Origin of the sequence: Marinobacter sp. MBR-99 (assembly GCF_040547575.1) — a bacterium.
In the GTDB taxonomy this organism is placed as follows: domain Bacteria; phylum Pseudomonadota; class Gammaproteobacteria; order Pseudomonadales; family Oleiphilaceae; genus Marinobacter.
In genome coordinates this window covers 157,054-180,089 of the sequence record NZ_JBEPPY010000009.1, presented here as the reverse complement: position 1 = coordinate 180,089, position 23,036 = coordinate 157,054, and the positions used below count along the sequence as shown (strand labels likewise).

The following is a 23,036-nucleotide window of genomic DNA, read 5'->3' as shown; positions in this document are numbered from 1 at the left end:
TACAGCATTCTGGTGACGCCCATCCAGGAGGATGGCCAGGAACATTCGCCGCCGGGCTATCAGCGGCCCTTTGAGGATCAGGTTGAGCTGATCGTGAGTTTTCCGAAGGATAGTGGGATTGAGCCGTTGTATCTGGTTTTTCAGAAGGCGTCTGGAAGCGGCGGGGAGAGGGTTGCAAAGAAAATTAATCTGACTTATCCGGTTGAAACTAAACCAAATACAGCGTTTTTCTGGTCAGGTAGAACGGATGGAGTGGGGGGAGAGTCTGTTGCGCGCAAAATTGCGACTGAGAACAAGGGCACAACATTGGAAGCGCTTATAGAGGAGCGACACATCCATATGCCGACGTGGGATACTGGTAACCCAGAAGTTGTACAAGCATGGAAGGCTATCTCTGCAGATTATGCGAAAGGAGTTTCGGGTACAGTTCGGGCAGTAATTGGAAGAAATCTACGGCCAGGAAATGTATGGGAAACAGCCGAGTTGCCCGCATTAATTAATAATCCAAATGTCGACAGAATCATTACGATTGACCCTGTCACTAAGGTAGAGACGGAAATATTTGTGAGGGATAAACAATGATCTTGGAAGTTTCACGCGGCCACATACGGGTTGAAATAAAAGGGCGGAAAATTACTGTGCCTGGCGAAATGTTCTTCCCGCCGAATGACAAAATGGGTTTTGCAATATTCAAAAATGAGATCAAAGCATGGGACTCTCCAAATGACCATGACGCATTGACTAAGGATGAGGTAGAAGAAGTGATTAAAGATATTCAGCAAGAATTCAAGCAAGGCGGCCACACTTTGGAAATTGAATAATTTCTCCTATGGACCCAAAGAATCAATTACAAAACTACACCAGAAATGAGTTTATGGCGTTAGTGGTAACCATTTCCGAAGTAGAAGGGTCTGATGAGCACCAAGATCGTCTTTTAGAACACTTTAATGCTGTTTCCGGGCACCCAGCTGGTTCTGACCTGATTTTTTATCCGGAGAATCCAGAGGATTCAACGCCAGAGCGTATTGTCGAAATTGTTGAGCAATGGCGTGCTCAGAGCGGGTTGCCTGGTTTTAAATCTGCGGAGTGATGCTGTTGGCTAGCATGGCTACGCACTCCGCTCCGGCCACATAGCTTCATTCAACTCATCCAGCACTGTATCCAGCTGCGCCCCCAGCACCTTGTCCATCTGCTTGGCTCCGCCATCATCGGCAAAGCGGTGGTTCACAAACTCCCGGTCGATGATGACTTCGTGCACCAGTTGCTTGGCCAGGCGTTCCAGCCATTTGCGCTGGTTCGGGGTCCAGTTGTGCTGGGTGAGGATGCGGTCCATGGCCTCGGCCACGCGCTGTTCGAAGGGAATCAGCGGCTCGCCCAGCGCAGCGCGGCGGATGTAGCCGATGATGCTGGCGGCGATGTCTTTGTTGGTCTGGTTGCGCACGGCGCTTTGCAGGCGGGCTTCGGAGTAGCCGTGGTTGTCCAGCAGCAGTTTTACTTCCCGAAGCTGTTCCCGGGTCAGGTCCCGGGGTTTGTTGACCACGACTGTGAGCGCGGCGGACTGGTTGAGTTGCTGTTTGATGAACTCGTTGAAGCTGTCCAGGTAGTCTTCCGGCTTGTCGTGTACACCGTAGCTCTGGATACGTTCGCGGATTTCGTCTTCGTGGTCGGAAATCAGCGGCATATATTCGCTGCCGACCAAGGATTTCACCTCTGCTAACTGGCTCAGCAGGCCGCTGTGCTGCTTGATGAACTCAGAGGCTTGGCGGGGGCCGAGCTGGTGCAGGTGGGTGTGCAGGGATCTGGGTTCCACGCCCCAGCTCTGGTGCAGTTCGTCCAGTTTCTGTTTCAGTTCCGGGCGGTTTTCGGCTTTGTTGTCGGCCTTGCGCAGCACCCGCATAAGCTTCTGGCTGAGCTGGCTGAGTACCACGTCGGCCTGGCTTTCGTCGGGAACTTCGCCGGGGCTGTTGAGGGCTTTTTCCAGTTGCTCGTCGTCGGTGAGTTCGTCGACCAGTTGCTCCAGGGTGATGTTGGGGTCTTTCACCAGGGGCTTCATGGTGTTTACATCCTGCAGGGCGGCGTAGATGTCCACCGGGTCGTAGATGCGGAACACGGTTTTGCCGATGTCATCGCAGCGGCGGGTGGCGCGGCCAATCATCTGTTCGTACAGGATGCGTGAGCGTATCCGGCGCATGAACACCAGGTTGCAGATGCGCGGCACGTCGATGCCGGTGGTCAGCAGGTCCACAGTAATGGCAATGTTGGGGTAGCGCTCGTTCTTGTAGCGGCGAATGAGCTGCTCCACCTTGTCGCTCTGGCCGGTGATCTTGGCGACGGCGGCTTCGTTGTACTGGCCGTTGTAGAGATCCTTGAAGGCATCGTCCAAAAGGCGTTTGACCATATCGGCGTGCAGGTCGGTGGCGCAGAAGATCATGGTTTTTTCATCGCCGAACGGGTCCAGCTCCTGCACCAGCTGTTCGCAGATCACCCGGTTGAAATTCTCGTTGATCACCCGGCGGTTGAAGGCGTCCACCTCGAAGCTGAGTTCGTCTTCCAGCTCGGTGGTGTCCACTTCTCCGGTCTGGCGGTTGATGACTTCGACCGGTTTGCCCTTCTCAAAGGTAATGCCGTTCTGTGTAAGGAGGGTTTCGTAGCGGATGGGCGGTTCGTGGTCGATCAGCCAGTCGTCGGCCACCGCTTCCCGGTAGGAGTAGGTGTACACCGGTTTACCGAAGATCTCGCTGGTGTGTTTGGCCGGTGTTGCGGTCAGGCCGATTTTCACGGCATCGAAATAGTCCAGCACCCGGCGGTAGCTGGACAGGTACTGGTTGGTGTCCCGCAGGGCCAGTTCGCCATCGGTCATTTCCTGGTCCAGGGTGTAACCCCGGTGGGCTTCATCGATGATGATGCAGTCGAACTGGTCGATGGGCGGTGGCTCATCGCTCATAAAGATGCGTTTGACCATGGCCTGCACAGTGGCCACCTGGATGCGGGTTTCCGCCTCAGCGGCTATATCGCCCAGTTCGGCGACGTTGTAGATCTTGCTGAGGGTGTGGTTCTGCTCCAGCGGTGCTTCGTTGAAGGCATCGATGGCCTGCTGGCCCAGGGCGTGTTCAGTGGCGACAATGGCGTTCTGTTGATAGTCCCGAAGTTTCAGGTAGCCGAAGGGCTCTGCCTTCAACAGTTTTTCAGCGTTTTCCTTGTCCCTTTCCAGCAAATCCAGCAGGCCGCCGGGGGTGTGGAACTGCGGCAGTGCCCGGCGCAGGTTGCTGGGCTCGCGCACGTCCCGGAACCAGGTGCCGGACTGCTCCGCCAGTTGCGGGACATAGGGCCGGCCGTTGCAGGAATACACGAAGGGCACGTGGTAATGGCCACTTTCGTCTGCAGGCCAGGCGATGGTGCGGCCCATCAACTCCCAGGCACCCACTAACGGAGCTTCCACTTTGAAGCCCTTGCTGTAGCGCTCGGCCTGGCGGATTTTGCCGGCCACGTTGGTGTTCTCTTTCTTGGCTTCTACTACTGCGATGGGCGTAAGCCCGAAAAACAGCACGTAATCGGCCCTGCCCTTTTCACCGTTTTGGTTGGTGGGCCATTCGGCGATTGCACGATAGGTGCCTTTCTCCGGGCGGGCGCCTTTCTGGAAGGTGATGTCCTGGCTGTCGGCTTCCCAGCCTGCTTCCTGCAGTTGCTGGTCGATGAGGATGCGGGTGAGTTCTTCGTTCAGTACCAGGGTGTCGGTGGCGGCTTTGGTCTGTTTAGCCACCTGCTGGCGCTGCTGATTAACGGTTTGTTCGCCCTGCTCCGCGAGCTGTTGTTGCAGTGCTTTGATCTTTTGCTCGTAGGCCTGTTGCTGTTGGCTCAGGGCCTGTTCGTGCTGGCGGGCCTGCTCGGCCAAAGCGCGGGATTCTTCGTCCATGGCCACGGCCAGGGCTTCGTACTCGGCTTTCTCTTTCTCGATCAGCTGGCTGAGCTGCTGGCTGCTGTCCAGCTCCATGTTGGCATGTTGCAGATCGTGGCGGAGTTTTTCGATATCGCTCTGGAGCTGGCGTAACTGGGCGCTGGGGTCTGCGGGCGGTACAAAGGGGCCGGGTTTGAAGCTAGCACCGGCTTTACCAAAAGAACGGTGAAACCAGATGGCCAGAGCCCGCGCCACTCTCAGGCCATCCATCGCTTCTTTGTGCTGGGTGCGAAACTGATGGGTGGCCTTATTGCCCTCGATACGCAGGATGTGGAACAGCTCTTTGATCTGCGGTTCCAGCCGCAATTCCCGGTTCAGGCGATAGAGCAGTTCGGACTGGCTGGTTTGTTCGTCAAACTCAATACCGGAGAGCGCGGCCAGATGCTGGGCCAGGGCTTCACCCAGCTGCCGGAGTTTGATCAGAGTGGTGTTAGGGTCACTGGCGAAGGCACGTTCGGCGGATTCGGCCAGTTCCACGAATAAGGAATCGTGCTCTGACAAAAACGAAAAGTTGCCGGACTTGAATTCCGTTGCCTTGTTCAATGTATCCCTCCGCGACAGTCGTACGGCAGAACATTAGCAGACTTATCAAGGATACAGAAACTCAGACGCTTCCGGTGGTGGAACCGGTAAGGAGTCAATTTTGGGAAATACAAAACAGGAGGGAAAATGGTCGGCGTGAGAGGATTCGAACCTCCGACCCCTTCGTCCCGAACGAAGTGCGCTACCAAGCTGCGCTACACGCCGATCAACGGCCGGTATTATACGGATTGCCGGCCGTTTTACTACCCCCGTCCCTGGGGAAATTTATCCGTATAACTGCGGAGCGGTCCCTTAGCTGGCCGTTGGCAGCAGGGATATATCGGCTACTCGCAGGAACAGGTTGCGCAGGCGGTTGAGCAGTGCCAGGCGGTTGTTGCGCACGGCTTCGTCGTCTGCCATCACCATCACGTCGTCAAAAAAGGTGTCTACCGGCTCGCGCAGGCTGGCCAGGGAGGTCAGTGCGCTGGCGTAGTCGCCCTGCTCGAACAGCGGCAGCACTTCCTGCGCCTGCTCTTCTACCTTCGCGGCCAGGGTCTTCTCGGCGGTATCCTGCAGCAGTGCGTTATCCACCGTTTCACCGATGCTGTCGCCACCCTGCTTGGTGAGGATGTTGGACACCCGCTTGTTGGCGCCGGCCAGGGCCAGGGCTTCCGGCAGCTGGCGGAAGGCTTCTACGGCCTTCACCCGGCGGTCGAAGTCCAGCGGGCGGGTTGGGCGGCGGGCGTGCACGGCCAGGTAAACTTCGGCGCCGATGCCCTGCTCGTCGTAGTGGGCACGGAAGCGCTCGAGCATGTAGTCCACCACGGTGCTGGCGGTGTTCTGCTCGGTCAGCACGGTGAAGTTCTGCTCGGCCCACTCACACACGGTTTGCAGGTCCAGCGGCAGCTGGCGTTCGATGATGATCCGCAGCACACCCAGGGAGGCCCGGCGCAGGGCAAACGGGTCACGGGTTCCGGAAGGCGGCTGGTTGATGCCGAACAGGCCCACCAGGGAGTCGATGCGATCGGCGATGGCCACGGCGCAGCCGGTCAGGGTGGTGGGCAGGTCGTCGCCGGCAAAGCGCGGCATGTACTGCTCGTTCAGGGCCTTGGCCACGTCGGCGTGTTCGCCGTCGTTGCTGGCGTAGTACTGGCCCATGATGCCCTGCAGATCGGTGAACTCCAGCACCATTTCGGTGACCAGGTCGGTCTTGGCCAGCATGGCGGCGCGCTCGGCTAGGGCCGGGTCGCTGTTGATGGCGTCGGCGATCTTCTTCGCCAGCGCAGCCACCCGCACGGATTTGTCGTAAAGGCTGCCGAGTTTGTCCTGGAACACGATGGGCTTGAGGGCCTCGATGCGGTCTTCCAGTTTGGTCTTGCGGTCGGTTTCATAGAAGAAGGCCGCGTCGGACAGGCGTGGGCGAATCACTTTCTCGTTACCGGAAATCACCTGTGAGGGATCTTTGCTTTCCAGGTTGGCTACGGTGATGAATAGCGGCAGCATCTGGTTGTTGGTATCCACCACGTGGAAGTATTTCTGGTGCTCCTTCATGGAGGAGATCAGCGCCTCGGCGGGTACGTCCAGGAAGCGTTTCTCGAAGCGGCCCATCAGCGGTACCGGCCATTCGTTCAAGGCAGTGACTTCATCCAGCAGGTCTTCGTCGATCACGGCTTTGCCACCGGCTTCTTTTTCCGCCAGTTGGGTAACGCCCTGGCGGATCTGTTCACGGCGCTCGGCGAAGTCGGCCAGCACGTAGCCTTCCTGCTTCAGTACCACTTCGTAATCGGCCGGTGTTGGCACGATCAGCTCTTTCGGGCAATGGAAGCGGTGGCCACGGGTTTTGTTGCCGGGCTTCAGGTTCATTACCGGGGTGTCGATCACCTTGTTGCCGTACAGCAGGATCAGCCAGTGTACCGGGCGCACGAATTCGGTTTTGTGGGCTCCCCAGCGCATGCGCTTGGGAATCGGCAGCGCGGCCAGGGATTTCTCCACCAGCTCGGGCATCAGCTCAACGGTGGCTTTGCCCTGCTCCACGGTGCGGTACACCAGCCAGGCCCCCTTGTCGGTTTCCAGGGTGTCGAGCTGGTCCGGAGTAATGCCCAAGGAGGTGGCAAAGCCGGTCAGGGCCCGGGTCGGGTTGCCGGCGTCATCAAAGGCAGCTTTTACTGCCGGGCCGCGCTTCTCTACCGGCTTGTCGGGCTGGGCATCGGCCAGGTCGCGAATGCGCACCGCGAGGCGACGGGGTGCTGCGAAGGCTTCCACTTTACCAAATGCCACGCCGGCCTCTTCCAGGCCCTTGGCAATGCCCTGGGTAAAGGCATCAGACAGCGGTTTGAGGGCTTTCGGAGGCAGCTCTTCGGTGCCCAGTTCGACCAGAAAATCCTGTGTTGCCATGATTATGCGTTCCCCTGTTCCTGCGGTGCCTTGTTGGCTTTCTTGCCCTTCTTGTTGGCCTTGGCGTCAGCAGCCTCGGCGGCCGCCAGCACTTCCTTGCGAAGATGCTCGGGGGCCAGCGGGAAGCCCAGCTTGCGGCGGCTTTCGAAGTAGGCCTGGGCAACGGAGCGTGCCAGGGTGCGTACACGCAGGATGAAACGCTGGCGCTCGGTCACGGAAATGGCGTGGCGGGCGTCCAGCAGGTTGAAGGTGTGAGAGGCTTTCAGAACCTGTTCGTAGGCAGGCAGTGGCAGCCCGGCGTCGATCAGGCGGGCGCTTTCCCGCTCATAGACGTCGAAGCTGTGGAACAGGAACTCGGTGTCGGCGTGTTCGAAGTTGTAGGTGGATTGCTCAACTTCGTTCTGATGGAACACGTCGCCATAGGTGACCACGCCGTCTGGGCCCTTGGTCCACACCAGGTCGTACACGCTGTCGACGCCCTGCAGGTACATGGCGATACGCTCAAGGCCGTAGGTCAGCTCGCCGGTGACCGGATAGCATTCCAGGCCGCCCACTTGCTGGAAGTAGGTGAACTGGGTCACTTCCATGCCGTTCAGCCAGATTTCCCAACCCAGACCCCAGGCGCCGAGCGTGGGGGATTCCCAGTTGTCTTCAACAAAACGGATGTCGTGTACCAGCGGGTCCAGGCCCAGGGCGCGCAGGGAATCCAGGTACAGCTCCTGGATGTTGTCCGGCGATGGCTTCAGAACCACCTGGAACTGATAGTAGTGCTGCAGGCGGTTCGGGTTCTCGCCGTAGCGGCCATCCGTTGGGCGGCGGCTGGGCTGCACATAGGCTGAGTTCCAGGTCTCCGGGCCGATGGAACGCAGGAAGGTGGCCGGGTGGAAAGTACCGGCGCCCACTTCCATGTCGAGGGGCTGGAGAACCACGCAGCCGTGCTGCGCCCAGAAATTCTGCAGTGCCAGGATCAGACCCTGGAAGGTCTTGATGTCCGGCGCGGAGTTGTTGGTTGCCTTGTCTGTCACGACGTTTGCCTGCTGGTCAGTCTGTGTGTGGCGCCCGGGTTTCCGGGACACTCCAAAATTTGAAAACGCGCATTATACGCTGGCTGGCGTTGCATTTCTAAGTGCCAGCCAGGGTGTTGTTTTGCTTGAGATCAATCAGAAGAAGGTGAGGCCCACCTGGAACAGCTTTTCCACATCCCGGATACGGGTTTTATCCACCAGGAACAGGATCACGTGGTCATCGGGCTGAACTCGAAGGTGGTCGTGGGCAATCAGCACCTCGTTGTGACGAACAATGGCGCCAATGGTGGTGCCCGGGGGCAGATTGATTTCGTCCAGGCGCTTGCCCACTACTTTGGATGACCGGTGATCACCGTGGGCGATGGCCTCGATGGCCTCTGCGGCGCCCCGGCGCAGAGAGTGAACATTAACCACATCGCCCCGGCGCACGTGGGTAAGCAGGCTGCCGATGGTGGTCTGCTGTGGCGAGATGGCGACATCGATATCGCCGCCCTGGATCAGATCCACGTAATCCGGGTTGTTGATCAGGGTCAGCACCTTGCGGGCCCCCAGGCGCTTGGCCAGCAGGGACGCCATGATGTTGGCTTCGTCGTCGTTGGTCACGGCGCAGAACACATCGGTGTTTTCGATGTTCTCTTCCAGCAGGATATCTTTATTGGCGGCGTTGCCTTCCAGTACCACGGTTTTGCGCAGGCGTTCGGACAGCATCACACAGCGGTCGTGGTCACGCTCCAGGATCTTGACCTGGTAACGGCTCTCCAGGGTGTTAGCCAGGCGATAGCCGATGTTGCCGCCGCCACAGATAAAGATACGTTTGTAGGGCTTGGACTGGGGCTGCAGTTCGCTCATCACCGAACGGATATGGTCCGAGGCAGCAATGAAGAACACCTCATCGCCGTCTTCGATAACCGTGTCACCCTGGGGCATGATGGCGCGGTCTTTCCGGAAAATGGCGGCCACCCGGGTATCGATTTTGGGCATGTGGGTGCGCAGGTACGATAGCTCATGGCCTACCAGTGGCCCGCCTTTGGTAGCGCGAATGGCCACCAACCGGACCAGTCCCTTGGAAAATTCGAGCACCTGGAGTGTGCCCGGGTATTCGATCAGCCGGGTAATGTGCTTTGTCACCAGGTGCTCCGGGCTGATCAGCACGTCGATGGGAAAGCCCCGGAGGCTGTCCAGGTCTTTGTCCATATCCCGGCGGTAAAACAGCTCGGATTTGGCCAGGTAGGCATTCGCCCGCACCCGGCAGATGGTGGTGGGTGTCTTGTAAAGCAGTTTGGACACCTGACAGGCCACCATGTTGGTTTCATCGCTGTTGGTCACCGCGATCACCATGTCTGCGTCTTCGGCTCCGGCCTGGCGCAGTACCGTGGGGTAAGAGGCACTGCCGTGCATGGTACGGATATCGAGCCGGTCCTGAAGCTCACGAAGACGGGCGCTGTCGCTGTCGATCACCGTGATGTCGTTGGCTTCGTTGGCGAGGTTCTCTGCCAGGGTGCCGCCTACCTGGCCCGCACCGAGAATCATGATTTTCATAGTTCAGTTTTCTCCAGCACGGCATAAAAGAAGCCGTCATGGCTGTTGGGGTCCGGCAGTAACTGGCGTCCGGTGGTCATATCCTTGCCCCAGTCCGCGTTGATGTTGATCAGCTTTGCCTGAGCCTGTTGTTTCAGGAATCGGTGGATTATACGGTGGTTCTCCTGCGGAAACACGGAACAGGTGGCGTACACCAGTCTCCCACCGGGTTTCAGGATAGACCACATGGCGTCCAGCAGGCCAAGTTGAATGCTGGCCAGGGGAACGATGTCGGATTCACGGCGCAGCAGTTTGATGTCCGGGTGCCGTCGAATCACACCGGTGGCACTGCAGGGCACATCCAGCAGGATTCGGTCGAACTGGTCACCATCCCACCAGCTTTCGATATCGGCGGCATCGGCCTGTTTCAGAATGGCGTGAAGATCGAGCCGATCGAGGTTTTCCTGTACCCGGGGAAGGCGTTCGGCGGATTCGTCGATGGCGACCACTTCTTTCAGTCCGCTACAGGCTTCCAGAATGGCGCAGGTCTTGCCGCCCGGGGCTGCGCAAGCATCCAGTACTCGTTGTCCCGGTGCCAGATCCAGCAGGGTGGTGCACAGTTGGGCGGCTTCGTCCTGAACGCTGGCGCCGCCATCGTCGAACCAGGGCAGGCGGTCGACCGGTACCGGGCGTTCAAGCTGAATGCCATGGGGGGCGAAACGGGTTGGTTTGGCCTCAATGCCCGCCTCAGAGAGCAGCCCCAGGTACTCGTCGCGGCTGAAGCGCAGGGCGTTGACCCGCAATGTCATGGGTGCCTGCTGGTTATTGGCGTCCAGAATGGTCTGCCAGTTATCCGGCCAGTTGTGGCGCAGCTTTTCCACCATCCACGCCGGATGGCTATAGCGGCTGCTGTCGTCGTTTGGTTCCGTTGCCCCTTCCCTTTCGGCCGCACGCAATACGCCGTTGACCAGGCCGGTGAGGTGCGGTTTGTCCAGAGCCCGGCAGGCTTCCACGGTTTCGTTCAGCACCGCGTAGGTGGCCTGTTCGCTGAATCTAAGTTGGAACAGCGCCACCAGCATCAGCTGGTGAACCACCCGTTCCGGCTTGCGCAGAGGTTTCCTCAGGCGCTGATTCAGCTCACCCTCAAGCCGGTGAAACCAGCGGCAAGTGCCGTAGCAGATTGCCTGCAGTTGCGGCCGTTGTTCCGGCGGCAACTGATTCAAAGCCAGCGGCAGGCATTGGGACAATGACTGGCCGCTCTCTACCGCCAGCAATACCTTGGCGGCGACCGCTCGAAATGGCAGGGGCTGATGCGCCATGATCACCTCAGCTCCTGTCCGGGCAGCAGCACCTGCTTGCCGCCGTTGATCAGGTCGTTGATGCTCTGGGCCTTGCTGCCGGGTAACTGCACCGATGTAATCTTCAGGGTGCCGGTGCCGCAGGCGACTTCAACGCCTTCTCTCTCGCGACGGATCACGGTGCCTGGCACCCTGTCGCTGCTCTGAGCCAGTGCGGTGGCCTGATGAAGGCGGATACGCTGCTCGCCCAGATCGGCAAAGGTGCCGGGCCAGGGGTTGAAGGCGCGGATCAGCCGCTCGATTTCAAGGGCGCTGCGGGACCAGTCGATGTGGCCCTCTTCTTTGGATAGCTTGTGGGCGTAGCTGGCGTTGGCGTCGTTCTGAGGCTCCGGGGACAGTTCACCATTTGTCAGTTGCTCGAGGGCTTCAACAATGGCTTTGCCACCCATGTCCGCCAGGCGGTCGTGCAGTGCACCGCCGGTGTCGTCGGCGTGGATCGGCGTGGTGATTTTCAGCAGCATATTGCCGGTATCCAGGCCTTCGTCCATTTGCATGATGGTGATGCCGGTTTCGGCGTCGCCGGCGGCGATGGCCCGCTGGATCGGGGCAGCACCTCGCCAGCGCGGCAGCAGGGAGGCGTGAATGTTCAGGCAGCCGTGGGTAGGGATGTCCAGAACGGCTTTGGGCAGGATCAGGCCGTAGGCGGCCACAACCATTACATCTGGCTTTAACGCGGCAAGTTCCTGCTGTGCGTCTTCCGGTTTCAGGCTGACCGGTTGGAACACAGGAATGCCGGCGTCCAGGGCGACCTGTTTGACAGGGCTGGGCATCAGTTTACGGCCACGCCCGGCGGGGCGATCTGGCTGGCTGTAAACGCCAACCACGGTGTAACCGGCTTCAATCAATGCGTTGAGGGCAGTGGCGGCAAAATCCGGCGTTCCGGCAAAAACAATGCGCACGGTGGTTAGTTCTCTGTGTCGTTGATACGAAAAAACCGGGTCGTAACCCGGTCTGAATTCGGTTCTGTGCTGTTCACGCCTCAGGCGCTTTGCTTTTGGAGCTTTTCCAGCTTCTTTCGAATGCGGTTACGCTTGAGCGAGCTGAGATAATCCACGAACAGTTTGCCGTTCAGGTGGTCCATTTCATGCTGGATGCACACCGCCAGCAGGCCGGTAGCCTCAAGCACGAATTCTTCACCGTTACGGTCCTTGGCGGTAATCCGACAGTGCTCGATGCGTTTCACATCTTCATAAAAGCCGGGTACCGACAGGCAGCCTTCCTGCATGGCTTCCAGTTCGCCATCCAGCACTTCCACCTTCGGGTTGATGAACACTCGGGGCTCGCTTTTGTCTTCGGACAGGTCCATAACGATGATTTGTTTGTGCACATTGACCTGGGTAGCAGCCAGGCCAATACCCGGGGCATCGTACATGGTCTCGAACATGTCGTCGATCAGCTTGCGGATGTCGTCGGTCACTTCTTCCACCGGCTTGGCGATGGTGCGAAGGCGCGGGTCCGGATACTCAAGAATCTCTAAAATCATAATGCTTTGGGTTCTCTGAAATGCGACGGCGGTCTGCGCAAATTTTCTCCACGAATCTATGATGAGGAGAACGGAATAACGCTATTATCCGATAAATTGTCGATTGAGTACAAACTGATCAGTTAATAGTTAAAATCTTTCAGGCAGACGGAAGAATTTACTGGAAGAACAAAAGATAACATCACAAATACCCGAACATCTTCTATAGTAACGGGAATAACAACGTAATAAGCTGCGGGGATACCGCTGCGACGTTACCCAACGCAAAGATTCAAGGCACGCGATCAAGGATATAGACAATGAGGAAATTGTTGTACGCTCTGGCAGCGACGGCGCTGCTGTTTACTTCCTGGGCCCAGGCACAACCAGAGCTCCGGTCTGATCATCCTGAGCGTTACACTGTCGTCAAAGGGGATACCCTCTGGGACATTTCAGCTCGCTTCCTGAACAACCCCTGGTACTGGCCGGAAATCTGGCACGTTAATCCGCAGGTTGCCAACCCCCACCTGATTTATCCGGGTGATCGCCTGGCGCTTGTGTATATTGACGGCAAACCCCGGATCACCAAGGTATCCACCAGCGATGTCATCAAGCTGTCACCGCAAATCCGCTCGGAAGCGATCGATACTCCGATTCCCGCCATCCCGCTGGATGCGATCAGCAGCTTCCTGACCGACACCCGCATTGTTTCCCCGGCTGAAATTAACGGTGCACCCTACGTGCTGGAGGGTGAAGATGGTCGCATCATCACCGGCGCCGGTGACCGGGTCTATGCCCGGGGCCAGAAGCCGGCCGATCGGGTTGGCGTATTCCGTCGCAGCAAAGAGTTTGTGGATCCTGAAACCGGCGAATTCCTGGGGCTGGAAGCACGCAGCATTGCCCGGGGCAACATCACCGCTGAAAACGGCGATGTGCTGACGATGACCCTGACCCGTTCCAGCGAGGAAGTGCGCATCGGTGACCGTTTGCTGGTCAACGAAGACCGCCGGCTGACCACCAACTTTGTGCCCAGCTCTCCGGATGAGGAGATTGAGGGCCGGATGATTTCTGTGGATGGTGGTGTTAACCAGATTGGCCAGTACAACGTGGTGGCCATCAACCGTGGCGAGCGTGAAGGCCTGATGCCGGGCCACGTGCTGGCGGTGATGAAGAGCGGTAACCTGGTCCGCGACCCGGTTACCGGTGAAACCATTGAGCTGCCGTCCGAGCGTGCTGGCCTGCTGATGGTTTTCCAGTCTTACGAGAAGATGAGTTATGGCCTGATTCTTCAGGCGACTCGCCCGCTGGCGGTGGGTGATCGGGTCAAGAACCCCTGATCACCCCTGTATGGGCTCGTCTTTAATGAGATAGAATGGCCGGGCCGGAGTGCCCGGCCATTGTCGTTTTCAAGGATGAAAAAGATGTCTGCACCTACCTGTCTGCAATCGGCCAGCGACCGCTGGCTGCTGTTGTCTCTTTTGCCACGGTTTGGCCTGCGCCTGCGTGAGCGCATCCTCGCCAATACCGAACAACTGACCGATATTCTCGACATGAATGCCGCCACCCTGAAAGCCCTGGGCCTGGCCGCCGAGGCGATTGAAGCGGTGATAGCCTGGCAGGCGGGCGACTCCGGGCACCCGGTGCTGGTAGAGGCGGGCCGCATACGCTCGGCCTGCCGGGCGTCCGGCATCTTCCTGATGGGCTATGGTGAAGCCACCTACCCTGATGCCCTCCGGCATACACATAATGCTCCGTTACTGCTGTATGGCCGAGGTGATCTCCACTTGCTGCACAAAGACCAGCTTGGTGTTGTCGGCAGTCGCAATGCCACCCGGGCCGGCCTGGAGCATGCCCGGCAGTTTGCCGCCGAACTGAGCCGGCGTGGGCTTTTGATCACCAGTGGCCTGGCGTTGGGTATTGATGGTGCCGCCCACGCCGGCGCTCTGGATGCCGGTTTTCCGACCATCGCCGTGGTGGGCTGTGGTCTCGACCGGTTATATCCCGCGCAACACCGCAAGCTGGCCGGGCGTATCATTGAGCAGGGGCTTATTGTCTCGGAATACCCGCCCGGCACACAGGCCCGGGCCGCCCATTTTCCGCAACGGAACCGGATTATCAGTGGCCTGAGCCGCGGTGTGCTGGTGGTTGAGGCCAGCCTCCGCAGCGGCTCTTTGATTACCGCAAGAACCGCGCTGGAACAGGGGCGCGAGGTGTTCGCCATTCCCGGCTCGGTGCACAGTCCGGTGGCTCGGGGCTGTCACCAGTTGATCAAACAGGGCGCGCGGCTGGTGGAGACCGCCGACGACGTGCTTGAGGAGCTGGGCACCTGGTGGTCGATGCAGCCCGCATCGGAATGTGATCAAACCGGCCCTGCAGAGCAGGATTTGTCCGGGTTGGATAGTCGGGAAATCGCGGTGCTCGAGGCTTTGGGGTATGATCCACAATCTACCGATGCACTGAGCCAGGCCACGGGCCTGCCAGCGGATCAGCTGATGCAGTCTTTACTGCTGTTGGAGCTGGAAGGGCTGGCAAATTCCGCTCCCGGTGGTTATCTGAGGGCGGGCTGATCAGTGCATTATTTGGGTTCGATCAACCGGATAATACAATCTCTCTATGTCAGCGATGTCTCCCTTGCATTCATGGCAACTCCACTGTGCCCGCCGCACCGTTCTGGCCGGTGGTGTTATTGCCTATCCCACGGAGGCCGTCTGGGGGCTGGGGTGTGATCCCTGGAACCGCGAGGCGGTTGAGCGCATCCTCGAATTAAAGCAGCGCCCGATGCACAAGGGCATGATTCTGGTGGCTGCGTCTATTGATCAGGTTCGTTTTCTGCTTGATCCTCTGCCCCGGGTACTGCAATGGGAAGCCGAGCAGCACTGGCCGGGCCCGATTACCTGCCTGGTGCCGGATGTGCTTGAACAGATCCCGGACTGGGTGCGCGGTAAGCACAGCACGATTGCGGTGCGGGTCAGTGATCATCCGGTTGTCCGGGCGCTGTGCGATGCCACCGGTATGCCGCTGGTGTCCACGTCCTGCAACCCTGCCGGCCGGGCGCCGGCCCGCAGCATCTGGCAGGTACGCCGCTACTTTGGTGATCAGCTGGATCGCATTGTGCCCGGCGCTTTGGGTGGTAACCGCAAGCCCAGCCGAATCATTGATATTGTCACCGGTAAACAGTTTCGTTAGGAGATTGCATGTCACAGCAGCCGGATTCCGAAGCCGTCAAAGACTATTTACTGGGGCTCCAGGAACGCATTTGCCAGCGGCTGGAGGCGGTTGATGGCGGCGCCACGTTTATCCGCGACAGTTGGCAGCGCCCGGAGGGTGGCGGTGGCGTCAGCCGGGTAATAAGCGATGGCAAGGTGATCGAGAAGGGCGGTGTGAATTTCTCCCACGTGATGGGCGACACCATGCCAGCCTCGGCCACCGCGCACCGGCCTCACCTGGCGGGTGCTCCCTGGCAGGCCATGGGCGTGTCTCTGGTGATTCATCCGGAAAATCCCTACGTGCCGACTTCCCACGCCAACGTGCGGTTTTTCATTGCTACCCCGAAAGATGCCGAGCCGGTCTACTGGTTTGGTGGTGGCTATGACCTCACGCCCTACTATGGCAACGAGGAAGACTGCGTGCACTGGCACCAGACCGCACGCAACGCCTGCGCCCCGTTTGGGGATGACGTTTATCCCCGGTTCAAGCAATGGTGTGATGACTATTTCTACCTGAAACACCGGCAGGAGCCCCGGGGCGTCGGTGGCCTGTTCTTTGATGACCTCAACACCGGTGATTTTGCCCGGGACTTTGCCTTTATGCAGGCGGTGGGCGACAGTTACATAGAAGCCTACGAGCCGATTGTGCGGCGCCGGATGGCCCAGCCCTGGGGCGAGCGGGAACGGGAGTTCCAGCTCTACCGCCGCGGGCGCTATGTGGAGTTCAACCTGGTGTATGACCGGGGCACCCTGTTTGGCCTGCAATCCGGCGGCCGCACGGAGTCCATTCTGATGTCGCTGCCACCGCTGGTGCGCTGGGATTATGACCGGCAGCCAAAGCCCGGCAGCGAGGAAGCCAGGCTGACAGACTACTTCCTGACGGGCCGCAACTGGCTGGAGGGCGCCAATGACCAATGAACTCTACGCGGTGGTGGGCAACCCCATCAGCCACAGCAAGTCCCCCAGGATTCACAGCCTGTTTGCCAGCCAGACGGGTGAGCCGGTGGAGTACACCGCCATTCAGGCTCCGATGGATGAGTTTTCCGGTACCGTGAGGCACTTTTTCGAGCGGGGCGGCAAGGGCCTGAATGTGACGGTGCCGTTCAAGGAGCAGGCCTGGACCCTGGCGGACCACCGCACGCCCAGGGCAGAGAAAGCTGGAGCGGCGAATACCCTTTACCTGAATCAAGAAAACGAGCTGGTGGCCGATAACACAGACGGCGTGGGTATTGTTCGTGACTTGCAGGCCAATCATGGCGTGTCGCTGAAAGGCCTCCGGGTTCTGGTGCTGGGTGCAGGTGGTGCCGTTCGGGGAGTGGTGGGCCCGATACTGGCCGAACAGCCGGCCGCGCTGACCATTGCCAACCGAACGGTGGCCAAGGCCGAGGCACTGATCAGGCTGTTTGCCAGAGACGCCGGCGCAACGGTCGTAAATGCCTGTGGTTTCGAGTCGCCGGATCAACCGTTTGATCTGATCATCAACGGCACCAGCGCCAGCCTGCAGGGTGATTTGCCACCGCTATCGGCAAATGTGATCGGGCCGGCTACCGTGGTGTACGACATGATGTATTCTTTGCAGACCACCACCTTCAACCAGTGGGCCCTGGATCACGGTGCCCATCGGGTATTTGACGGCCTGGGGATGCTGGTGGAACAGGCTGCAGAGTCGTTTTTTGTGTGGCGGGGTGTGCGCCCCGAGACCGCATCGGTCATCGAAGAATTGCGAACCGATTGAGGCCGCGGGTTCCGGCCGTTTCATAAGGGTTGTTCATGGACATTCTTACGCTTGTCGGATTGCTTGCCGGAATCCTGATTGTGGTTCTGGCGATGCTGGCCAACGCCACCGTACTCACCTTCCTGAACCTGCCCGGGCTGGCGATCGTGCTGGGTGGCACCTTTGCGGTGACGTTGATCAAGTTCCGGATGCCGTCGGTGGTCAGCGCCTTCAAGCTTGCCATGCGCACCGCCTTTACTGATCGGCTGCCACGGCCAGCAGAGCTGATCCGGGAGGTGGGGGTACTGGCCCGGGTGGTCCGCAAAGAAGGTGTCCTGGGCCTGGAAAACCACGAGACCGACGACGAGTTCCTGCAAAAAGCCATCAACCTGTGTGTGGATGGCCATCCACCGGAGTTGGTGGAAGAAGCCCTGCTTCAGGAAACCCAGCAAACCACCGAACGTTATGAAGTAGCCGAGAGGGTGTTCCGGGGTATTGGAGAATCCGCGCCGGCTATCGGTATGCTGGGGACGTTGGTGGGGCTGGTGCAAATGCTCAATACCCTGGATGATCCCTCCTCTATTGGCCCTGCCATGGCCATCGCCCTGTTGACCACCTTGTATGGTGCCTTCATCGCCCAACTGATCGCCCTGCCCCTGGCCGACAAGCTGCAACTCAAGGCGGAAGACGATTCCCGCAACCAGATGCTCATCATCACCTCCATCAAGAGCATTATGCGCGGCGAAAACCCCCGGGTGATGACCGAGCTGCTGTCGTCTTATGTCACACCGGAACACCGGACCAACCTGGAACCGGAGCGGGAGGCCTGAGGTTTGCAACCGGCGCGGCCATTAAAGAAAAACGCCCTGAAAAAGCGCACGCCCGACTGGATTGTCACCTTCGCGGATCTGGCAACCCTGTTGCTGACGTTTTTTATCCTGCTGCTGTCATTTGCCGAGATGGATATCGAGAAATACCGGGCCATGGCGAACTCCATGTCTCTGGCGTTTGGTTCCAGCAATGTGGTGGCCGAAGACATCGGTGGTACTCCCCTGACCCTGATCGAAGCCGATACCGTATCGCTGCCAGAGCCATCTGAAAACCTGCAGGAACAGCCAGAATTCATTGACGAGCGAACCGAGCGTTCGGAGACCCGGCAGATTCCCGGTGGCGTCCTGGACCTCGCCGGCCGACTGATCCAGGAACTGGAAGCCGAGGTGGCTGCGGACACCTTGCATGTCAACTACGACGAAGATCAGGTGGTAATACGGTTCTCCGAGGAGGCCACCTTCCGTTCCGGCGATGCTGCCATCATGCCCGGTATGATTCCGATTATTGAACGTGTTGTTGAGGTTCTGGCCTCATGTACCGGCGACGTCGTGGTATCAGGCCACACCGACAATGTGCCTATTTCCAGCGGCGTGTACCGATCTAACTGGGATTTGTCTGCGGCCCGCGCCGTATCTGTGGTGCACGAGCTGGTCCTGGACCGCCAGATTCCGGCAGATCGTGTGGTGGCGGCCGGCCGTGCAGAAACTCGCCCTCTGGTGCCCAACGATAGCGCTGAAAACCGCGCGGTTAACCGCCGGGTCGAAATTGCTGTTCGTAACCCGGAGTGTGACGCCGCTGTCCCTACCCGAGATTTGCCGGTGGAAATTTTACCCTGATTGCTTATGCTCTGAATGCAGATTCTCATAGTGCATTCATATAAGTGATGCAGATTCAAAGCCTTATACTGTGCGGTTTGTAACTGCGCAGATAACGGGAGTTTTCAGCATGAGCGGACCAGATAAACCGAAGGTTATTGGAGAAGAGTGGAGTGACGAGCGGGTTAAAAGCTTTCTTGACCTGTCGCCCTGGGACAAGAACCTGAACCCGGATCACTTTGTGCTGACCCGCGCCTATGAGTCCATGCGAGCTGGTGATTTCGAGCGCTTCATAGCGTTTTTTGTCGGAGCCGGCCGCGATCTGAACGCCGAAGATGAGCGCGGAGAGACCATTCTGGATCGGGTGTCACAGCACGGTCGTAGCGGTGATTACGCTCAGGCTCTGGAAAAAGCCGGCGCAAAACAAAAGGCAACGGCCGGGAACTGAGCCCCGGCCCGAACATCGCCTTACTGCACTTCTACTTCGATGGCTTTGGGCTCTTTGGGTTCCGCCTTCTGAATGTTCAAGGTCAGCAGGCCGTCCTTGAAGCTGGCCTTGACGCTGCTCTCGTCGACGTTGTCTGGCAACGTGAAGCGGCGCAGGAAGCTGCCATAGACCCGCTCAATGCGGTGGTGTTTCTTGTCACTGGTTTCCTCCTCGTGCTTGCGCTCGCCCTGAATGGTGAGCACGCCATCGTGCACCGTTACTTTCACGTCATCTTTGTTCATGCCGGGTAACTCGGCTTCCACGGTAAAGGCGTCGGCCGTCTCCTTGATATCCACGGCCGGGGCCCAGTCGCTGCGGCTGAACAGGTCTTTACCTTCCCGTTCGCCACTGGTGCGTGCCAGCCCAAACATCCGGTTGTAACGGTTCATCAGGTCGTCGAATTCGCTGATTGGATTCCAGCGGGTAAGGTTGCTCATGGGAACTCCTCCTTTACGATGTCGAATCTGAGATTGTCTTCAGCTTCGCTCGCGGAACAGCTCCATGCCGGTGGCGCCAGCCGGATGGACTCCGTGAACTTGTGCTATTCACGAATATAGGTTCGCCCGGTACCTTTTCAAGTAACCCTATGGTTACTTTTTGACCTGCATCAAGGGCGCTCCGGGTTCGCCAAACTGCGCCAGCAGAAAGGCCCTAAATCGGCTCATGGGGGCGCCATCGGTGTGCTCATCCGGCAGGGTGCCTGGCCGGAACCCTGGCAGGTCTCCGTTGAGGAAGGGGCTCACCAGAGCCGGGCTGCGGCTGATTACGTGAATGATCACGTCTCTGCTGGCATCGTCTCCGGTGATGAGCGGTGCCGGCTGGTGATCACCCAGTATGAACAGCAGGGTCTCGTCGGCCAGGTAGCGTGCGGCGTAGTCTCCTGCAACCGCCAGGGCGTAATCGATGGCGCGGATGTAGTGCTCTCGAACCCGCTCCGGGTCTCGCCAGAGCGAGGCGGGCGCTTCGCCAGCACCCTCCCACTGCTGGAAAACCTGGCCGTCGCCAACACTGTCCCAGTCATCCAGTACCGGAAGTATCGGTACCCAGGGTGCATGGCTGCTGATCAGTGCCAGCTCCGCAAATATCGGGGATGGTGTTGCCTGTCGCAGCTGTTCGAAGCGGTGCCAGGTGAACTGATCCGGCATGGTCACCCAGTTGAACGCTGGCCCCTGGTAACCGAGCGCATCTCGATCATAAATGCGGTGATAGCCAAACAGCTGGCCTTCGGGCCACTCACGGGTGATGGCAGGCATAACCGCCATGGTCTGGTGCCCGGTCACCCGGAAGTCATCAATCAGCGTGGCGTAGTTGCTGCTCAGCAGTGCTTCATAGGCAATCTGGGTGTTGATCCACTGCCCGCTGAGCACAGATAGATGACCGAGCCAGGATTGCCCGCCCTGGATGGGCGCTTTCAGGCGGCCGGTGGCGACGGTCAGGCCGGCGTTATCAAGCTGTTCGGCCAAGGTGGCCAACCGGGGGCCCAACACCGGCCGGTAGCGTTCGTCGATGAGCCCGGAGATACCATAGGATTCCACGAAGGCTAATACCACGTCAGTATTGGCCAGGCCCGGCAGTGCCTGGGGTTGCCGGGTGGCGGTTGGTTGTTGTTCCAGGCCCGCACGAAAGGCCGAGGTGGCCTGATGCGTGTGTTTGATCAAGGATCCCTGATTGGCGACGAAAGCCAGGGCGGGGCTCCCCACCCAAGGGGTCAGCATGGCCAGCGTTACCAATGCTGTGGCGCTGAGCCCGAGGGCCCGCCCTCGTAACGGCAGCGTTCGCGCGAGATGGAGTCCGAGCCAGCGAAACAGCCAGGCCACCAGGACTGCTGCAAAGATCAGTGCGATAACAACCAGCACGGCGCCCGGAATTCCCAGGTTGGTCCGGAGCAGATGCCAGGCGGCATCCAGCAAACCCAATTCCAGATACAGGTTCAGACCCCGTCCCAGGCTCTGACGGACCAGCGCATCGGCTACAATCAGCCAGACCAGCAGGGCGTAGACGGCGGAAATCACCAGTGCCAGCCGATGACGTTGGTTCGGCAGTTGATGCAACAGCCACCAGATAACCAGCGCTTCGAGCGCCAGCCATGGCGCCGGGCCCGGAAGTGCCAGGGCGGGCAGCAGCAACAGCCCGTTGAGCAATACAAAGGCGGCCAGCATCAGAGTGAACGAGCCTCCGGCGGTGGTGGCGTGTACTGGTAAAGCCAGGTTTCAGTCAGCGCCTGGGGACCTAGTCTAAGGTACAGGCGCAGGTCTATCGGGCTGGTGTCGTCATCCGGCACCAGATCGAACATGGCGCGGAAGCCATTGATGGCGTGCAGCGGCCTGGCCGATACCAGTTCCACCTTGCCCCGGCTAGCACTCACCACTGCTTCAACGCCCGCATGACGGTCCATCATCGACAGGCTTCCGCCAGCAAAATCCACCGCAAAGCGCCGGGAGAAATAGGTTCTGGGCTGACCGATAACGCCACCAATCCCGGTGCGCGTGGCCACAACGGTTCCCAGTTCCGGGTTCTGGTCCGGCATGGTTTCGCCCCAGCTGAGCCGGTAGCTGACGGGATAGGCTTCACCCGGTTGCCAGGGTTCAGCCGGGTTCCAGAACGCGACGATGTTGTCGAAGGTTTCGTCCAGCGTCGGAATTTCCACCAATAGCACTGCGCCCTTGCCCCAGTCATCTCTCGGAGTTACCCACAAACTGGGGCGCTGGTCGTAGAATACGCCGTCGTCCTGATAGTTACTGAAATCCCGATCCCGTTGCAGAAGGCCAAATCCCCGGGGCTGGTTATCAACAAAGTGGCTGACCGTCAGTTGCTGCGGATTGGTCAGGGGGCGCCAGATCCGCTCGCCATTGCCGGTCCATATCGCCAGGCCATCGGAATCGTGGATTTCCGGGCGCCAGTCATTGGCCATGCGCCGATCATTCTCGCCGGTCTGGTACATGCTGGTGAGCGGCGCCAGACCAAAGCGCTCCAGCGTTTTGCGGGGGTAAATGGTGGCTTCCACATCCATGGTCAGGTTGGCACCAGGATGAATCACAAACCGGTAGGCGCCGGTTACACTGGGAGAATCCAGCAGGGCATGGACAGTCAGTGACAGGTCGCCCTCGCCAGGGCGCTCAAGCCAGAAGGTGGTGAAGCGGGGGAATTCCTCTGGCTGTGGCAGCCCGGTATTGACAGCCAGGCCGCGGGCGGACAGGCCGTACTGGCGGGACTCGCCCACCGCCCGAAAGTAGCTGGCTCCCAGAAACGCTGCGATGTCCCGGCTGAAGTCCTGGTGGAAGTGCACCCGGAATCCGGCGTAGCCGAGGCTATCCGGCAGATCATCAAAAACGTCACTGCCGCCATAGTCGAAGTTTTCGTTCTGGTAGGGCAAGGCGTGGGCCTTGCCATCGGCCACCTCATAAAAGTGCACAGGCTCCTGGAAGAACAGCCCCAGATGAAAGAATTGCAGCTGAAACGCACTGTCCCGGTGGCGCCATAGTGCCTGGTCTGGCCGGTAACGTATGGCCTGATATTGGTCCCAGTCCAGGGATTGCAGTCTTGGGGGCAAGGGTTTCTGGGGCGCGCGGTACGGTTTGGCTGCCAGTGCCCGGGCGTGTTCCCGGAGCCAGCGGGCACTGAAATCCTGCCCGTCTGAGCCGGCGAGGCTGGCCAGTGCGCGCCCGGTGCCAGACAGCGAAAGGGGGACACCGGCTGCCAGGGCCAGGCCGAATTTCAGGAGGCGACGCCGATCCATGGGGAGTGCTCCG

General features: G+C 59.3%; 21 protein-coding genes and 1 tRNA gene. 11 read left to right on the top strand and 11 right to left on the bottom strand.

The genetic code is table 11. The features are described 5' to 3' along the window. From ABIE59_RS10120 to ABIE59_RS10110, 3 genes are all read left to right on the top strand, one after another. Positions 1-582 (top strand): S-type pyocin domain-containing protein (locus ABIE59_RS10120; protein ID WP_354446560.1); only part of this gene is annotated, 582 nt, incomplete at its 5' end. After that, complete coding sequence (locus tag ABIE59_RS10115; RefSeq protein WP_354446558.1) at positions 579-821, top strand: Imm74 family immunity protein; 243 nt, start codon at positions 579-581, stop codon at positions 819-821. The genes ABIE59_RS10120 and ABIE59_RS10115, both read left to right, overlap by 4 nt. Positions 822-829: 8 nt before the next feature. Further along, positions 830-1,090 carry a bacteriocin immunity protein gene (locus ABIE59_RS10110; protein WP_354446556.1) on the top strand — a complete coding sequence of 87 codons (261 nt, stop codon included), beginning with the start codon at positions 830-832 and terminating at the stop codon, positions 1,088-1,090. An 18-nt stretch (positions 1,091-1,108) separates the two neighbouring features. Here the strand turns inward: ABIE59_RS10110 and hsdR are convergent, their stop codons facing one another. From hsdR to def, 8 genes are all read right to left on the bottom strand, one after another. Further along, positions 1,109-4,498: a type I restriction-modification system endonuclease gene (gene hsdR / locus ABIE59_RS10105; RefSeq protein WP_354446554.1), complete on the bottom strand. Its 3,390-nt coding sequence runs from the start codon at positions 4,496-4,498 to the stop codon at positions 1,109-1,111. Between the two features lie 127 nt (positions 4,499-4,625). Then, positions 4,626-4,702 (bottom strand) — tRNA-Pro (locus ABIE59_RS10100). A gap of 87 nt (positions 4,703-4,789) precedes the next feature. After that, positions 4,790-6,871 (bottom strand): glycine--tRNA ligase subunit beta, encoded by a 2,082-nt coding sequence (gene glyS / locus ABIE59_RS10095; protein ID WP_354446552.1) that lies wholly within the window; start codon positions 6,869-6,871, stop codon positions 4,790-4,792. Between the two features lie 2 nt (positions 6,872-6,873). After that, positions 6,874-7,896: a glycine--tRNA ligase subunit alpha gene (glyQ, locus tag ABIE59_RS10090; RefSeq protein WP_502915344.1), complete on the bottom strand. Its 1,023-nt coding sequence runs from the start codon at positions 7,894-7,896 to the stop codon at positions 6,874-6,876. Positions 7,897-8,031: 135 nt separating this feature from the next. After that, positions 8,032-9,435: a Trk system potassium transporter TrkA gene (gene trkA / locus ABIE59_RS10085; RefSeq protein ID WP_354446550.1), complete on the bottom strand. Its 1,404-nt coding sequence runs from the start codon at positions 9,433-9,435 to the stop codon at positions 8,032-8,034. After that, complete coding sequence (gene rsmB, locus ABIE59_RS10080; protein ID WP_354446548.1) at positions 9,432-10,733, bottom strand: 16S rRNA (cytosine(967)-C(5))-methyltransferase RsmB; 1,302 nt, start codon at positions 10,731-10,733, stop codon at positions 9,432-9,434. Before rsmB ends, trkA begins: the two co-directional genes overlap by 4 nt. A gap of 2 nt (positions 10,734-10,735) precedes the next feature. After that, complete coding sequence (fmt, locus tag ABIE59_RS10075) at positions 10,736-11,671, bottom strand: methionyl-tRNA formyltransferase (RefSeq protein ID WP_354446546.1); 936 nt, start codon at positions 11,669-11,671, stop codon at positions 10,736-10,738. Positions 11,672-11,751: 80 nt separating this feature from the next. After that, positions 11,752-12,258 (bottom strand): peptide deformylase, encoded by a 507-nt coding sequence (gene def / locus ABIE59_RS10070; RefSeq protein ID WP_354446572.1) that lies wholly within the window; start codon positions 12,256-12,258, stop codon positions 11,752-11,754. A gap of 296 nt (positions 12,259-12,554) precedes the next feature. On the opposite strand from def, the gene ABIE59_RS10065 reads away from it, so the two are divergent. From ABIE59_RS10065 to ABIE59_RS10030, 8 genes are all read left to right on the top strand, one after another. Then, positions 12,555-13,571, top strand: a complete 1,017-nt coding sequence (locus ABIE59_RS10065; RefSeq protein ID WP_354446544.1) for a LysM peptidoglycan-binding domain-containing protein — start codon at positions 12,555-12,557, stop codon at positions 13,569-13,571. Between the two features lie 84 nt (positions 13,572-13,655). After that, positions 13,656-14,801 (top strand): DNA-processing protein DprA, encoded by a 1,146-nt coding sequence (dprA, locus tag ABIE59_RS10060; protein WP_354446542.1) that lies wholly within the window; start codon positions 13,656-13,658, stop codon positions 14,799-14,801. Positions 14,802-14,847: 46 nt separating this feature from the next. After that, a complete protein-coding gene (gene tsaC, locus ABIE59_RS10055; RefSeq protein ID WP_502915343.1) occupies positions 14,848-15,420 on the top strand; it encodes an L-threonylcarbamoyladenylate synthase type 1 TsaC in 573 nt (190 codons plus the stop codon). 8 nt (positions 15,421-15,428) lie between these two features. Further along, entirely contained in the window at positions 15,429-16,358 is a 930-nt protein-coding gene (hemF, locus tag ABIE59_RS10050; RefSeq protein ID WP_354446540.1) for an oxygen-dependent coproporphyrinogen oxidase, read from the top strand. After that, positions 16,348-17,175: a shikimate dehydrogenase gene (aroE, locus tag ABIE59_RS10045; protein ID WP_354446538.1), complete on the top strand. Its 828-nt coding sequence runs from the start codon at positions 16,348-16,350 to the stop codon at positions 17,173-17,175. Before hemF ends, aroE begins: the two co-directional genes overlap by 11 nt. Positions 17,176-17,210: 35 nt before the next feature. Further along, positions 17,211-17,984 carry a motility protein A gene (locus tag ABIE59_RS10040; RefSeq protein WP_354446536.1) on the top strand — a complete coding sequence of 258 codons (774 nt, stop codon included), beginning with the start codon at positions 17,211-17,213 and terminating at the stop codon, positions 17,982-17,984. Positions 17,985-17,987: 3 nt separating this feature from the next. Then, positions 17,988-18,821, top strand: a complete 834-nt coding sequence (locus ABIE59_RS10035) for a flagellar motor protein MotB (RefSeq protein WP_354446534.1) — start codon at positions 17,988-17,990, stop codon at positions 18,819-18,821. Between the two features lie 109 nt (positions 18,822-18,930). Then, positions 18,931-19,248, top strand: coding sequence for a PA4642 family protein (locus ABIE59_RS10030; RefSeq protein ID WP_354446532.1), 318 nt, complete (start codon positions 18,931-18,933; stop codon positions 19,246-19,248). Between the two features lie 20 nt (positions 19,249-19,268). On the opposite strand, the gene ABIE59_RS10025 is transcribed toward ABIE59_RS10030, so the two are convergent. From ABIE59_RS10025 to ABIE59_RS10015, 3 genes are all read right to left on the bottom strand, one after another. Further along, complete coding sequence (locus tag ABIE59_RS10025; RefSeq protein WP_354446530.1) at positions 19,269-19,724, bottom strand: Hsp20/alpha crystallin family protein; 456 nt, start codon at positions 19,722-19,724, stop codon at positions 19,269-19,271. Positions 19,725-19,877: 153 nt separating this feature from the next. Beyond that, positions 19,878-21,446 carry a sulfatase gene (locus tag ABIE59_RS10020; RefSeq protein WP_354446528.1) on the bottom strand — a complete coding sequence of 523 codons (1,569 nt, stop codon included), beginning with the start codon at positions 21,444-21,446 and terminating at the stop codon, positions 19,878-19,880. Next, entirely contained in the window at positions 21,446-23,023 is a 1,578-nt protein-coding gene (locus ABIE59_RS10015; RefSeq protein ID WP_354446526.1) for an OpgD/OpgG family glucan biosynthesis protein, read from the bottom strand. Before ABIE59_RS10015 ends, ABIE59_RS10020 begins: the two co-directional genes overlap by 1 nt. Between the last annotated feature and the right edge of the window lie 13 nt (positions 23,024-23,036).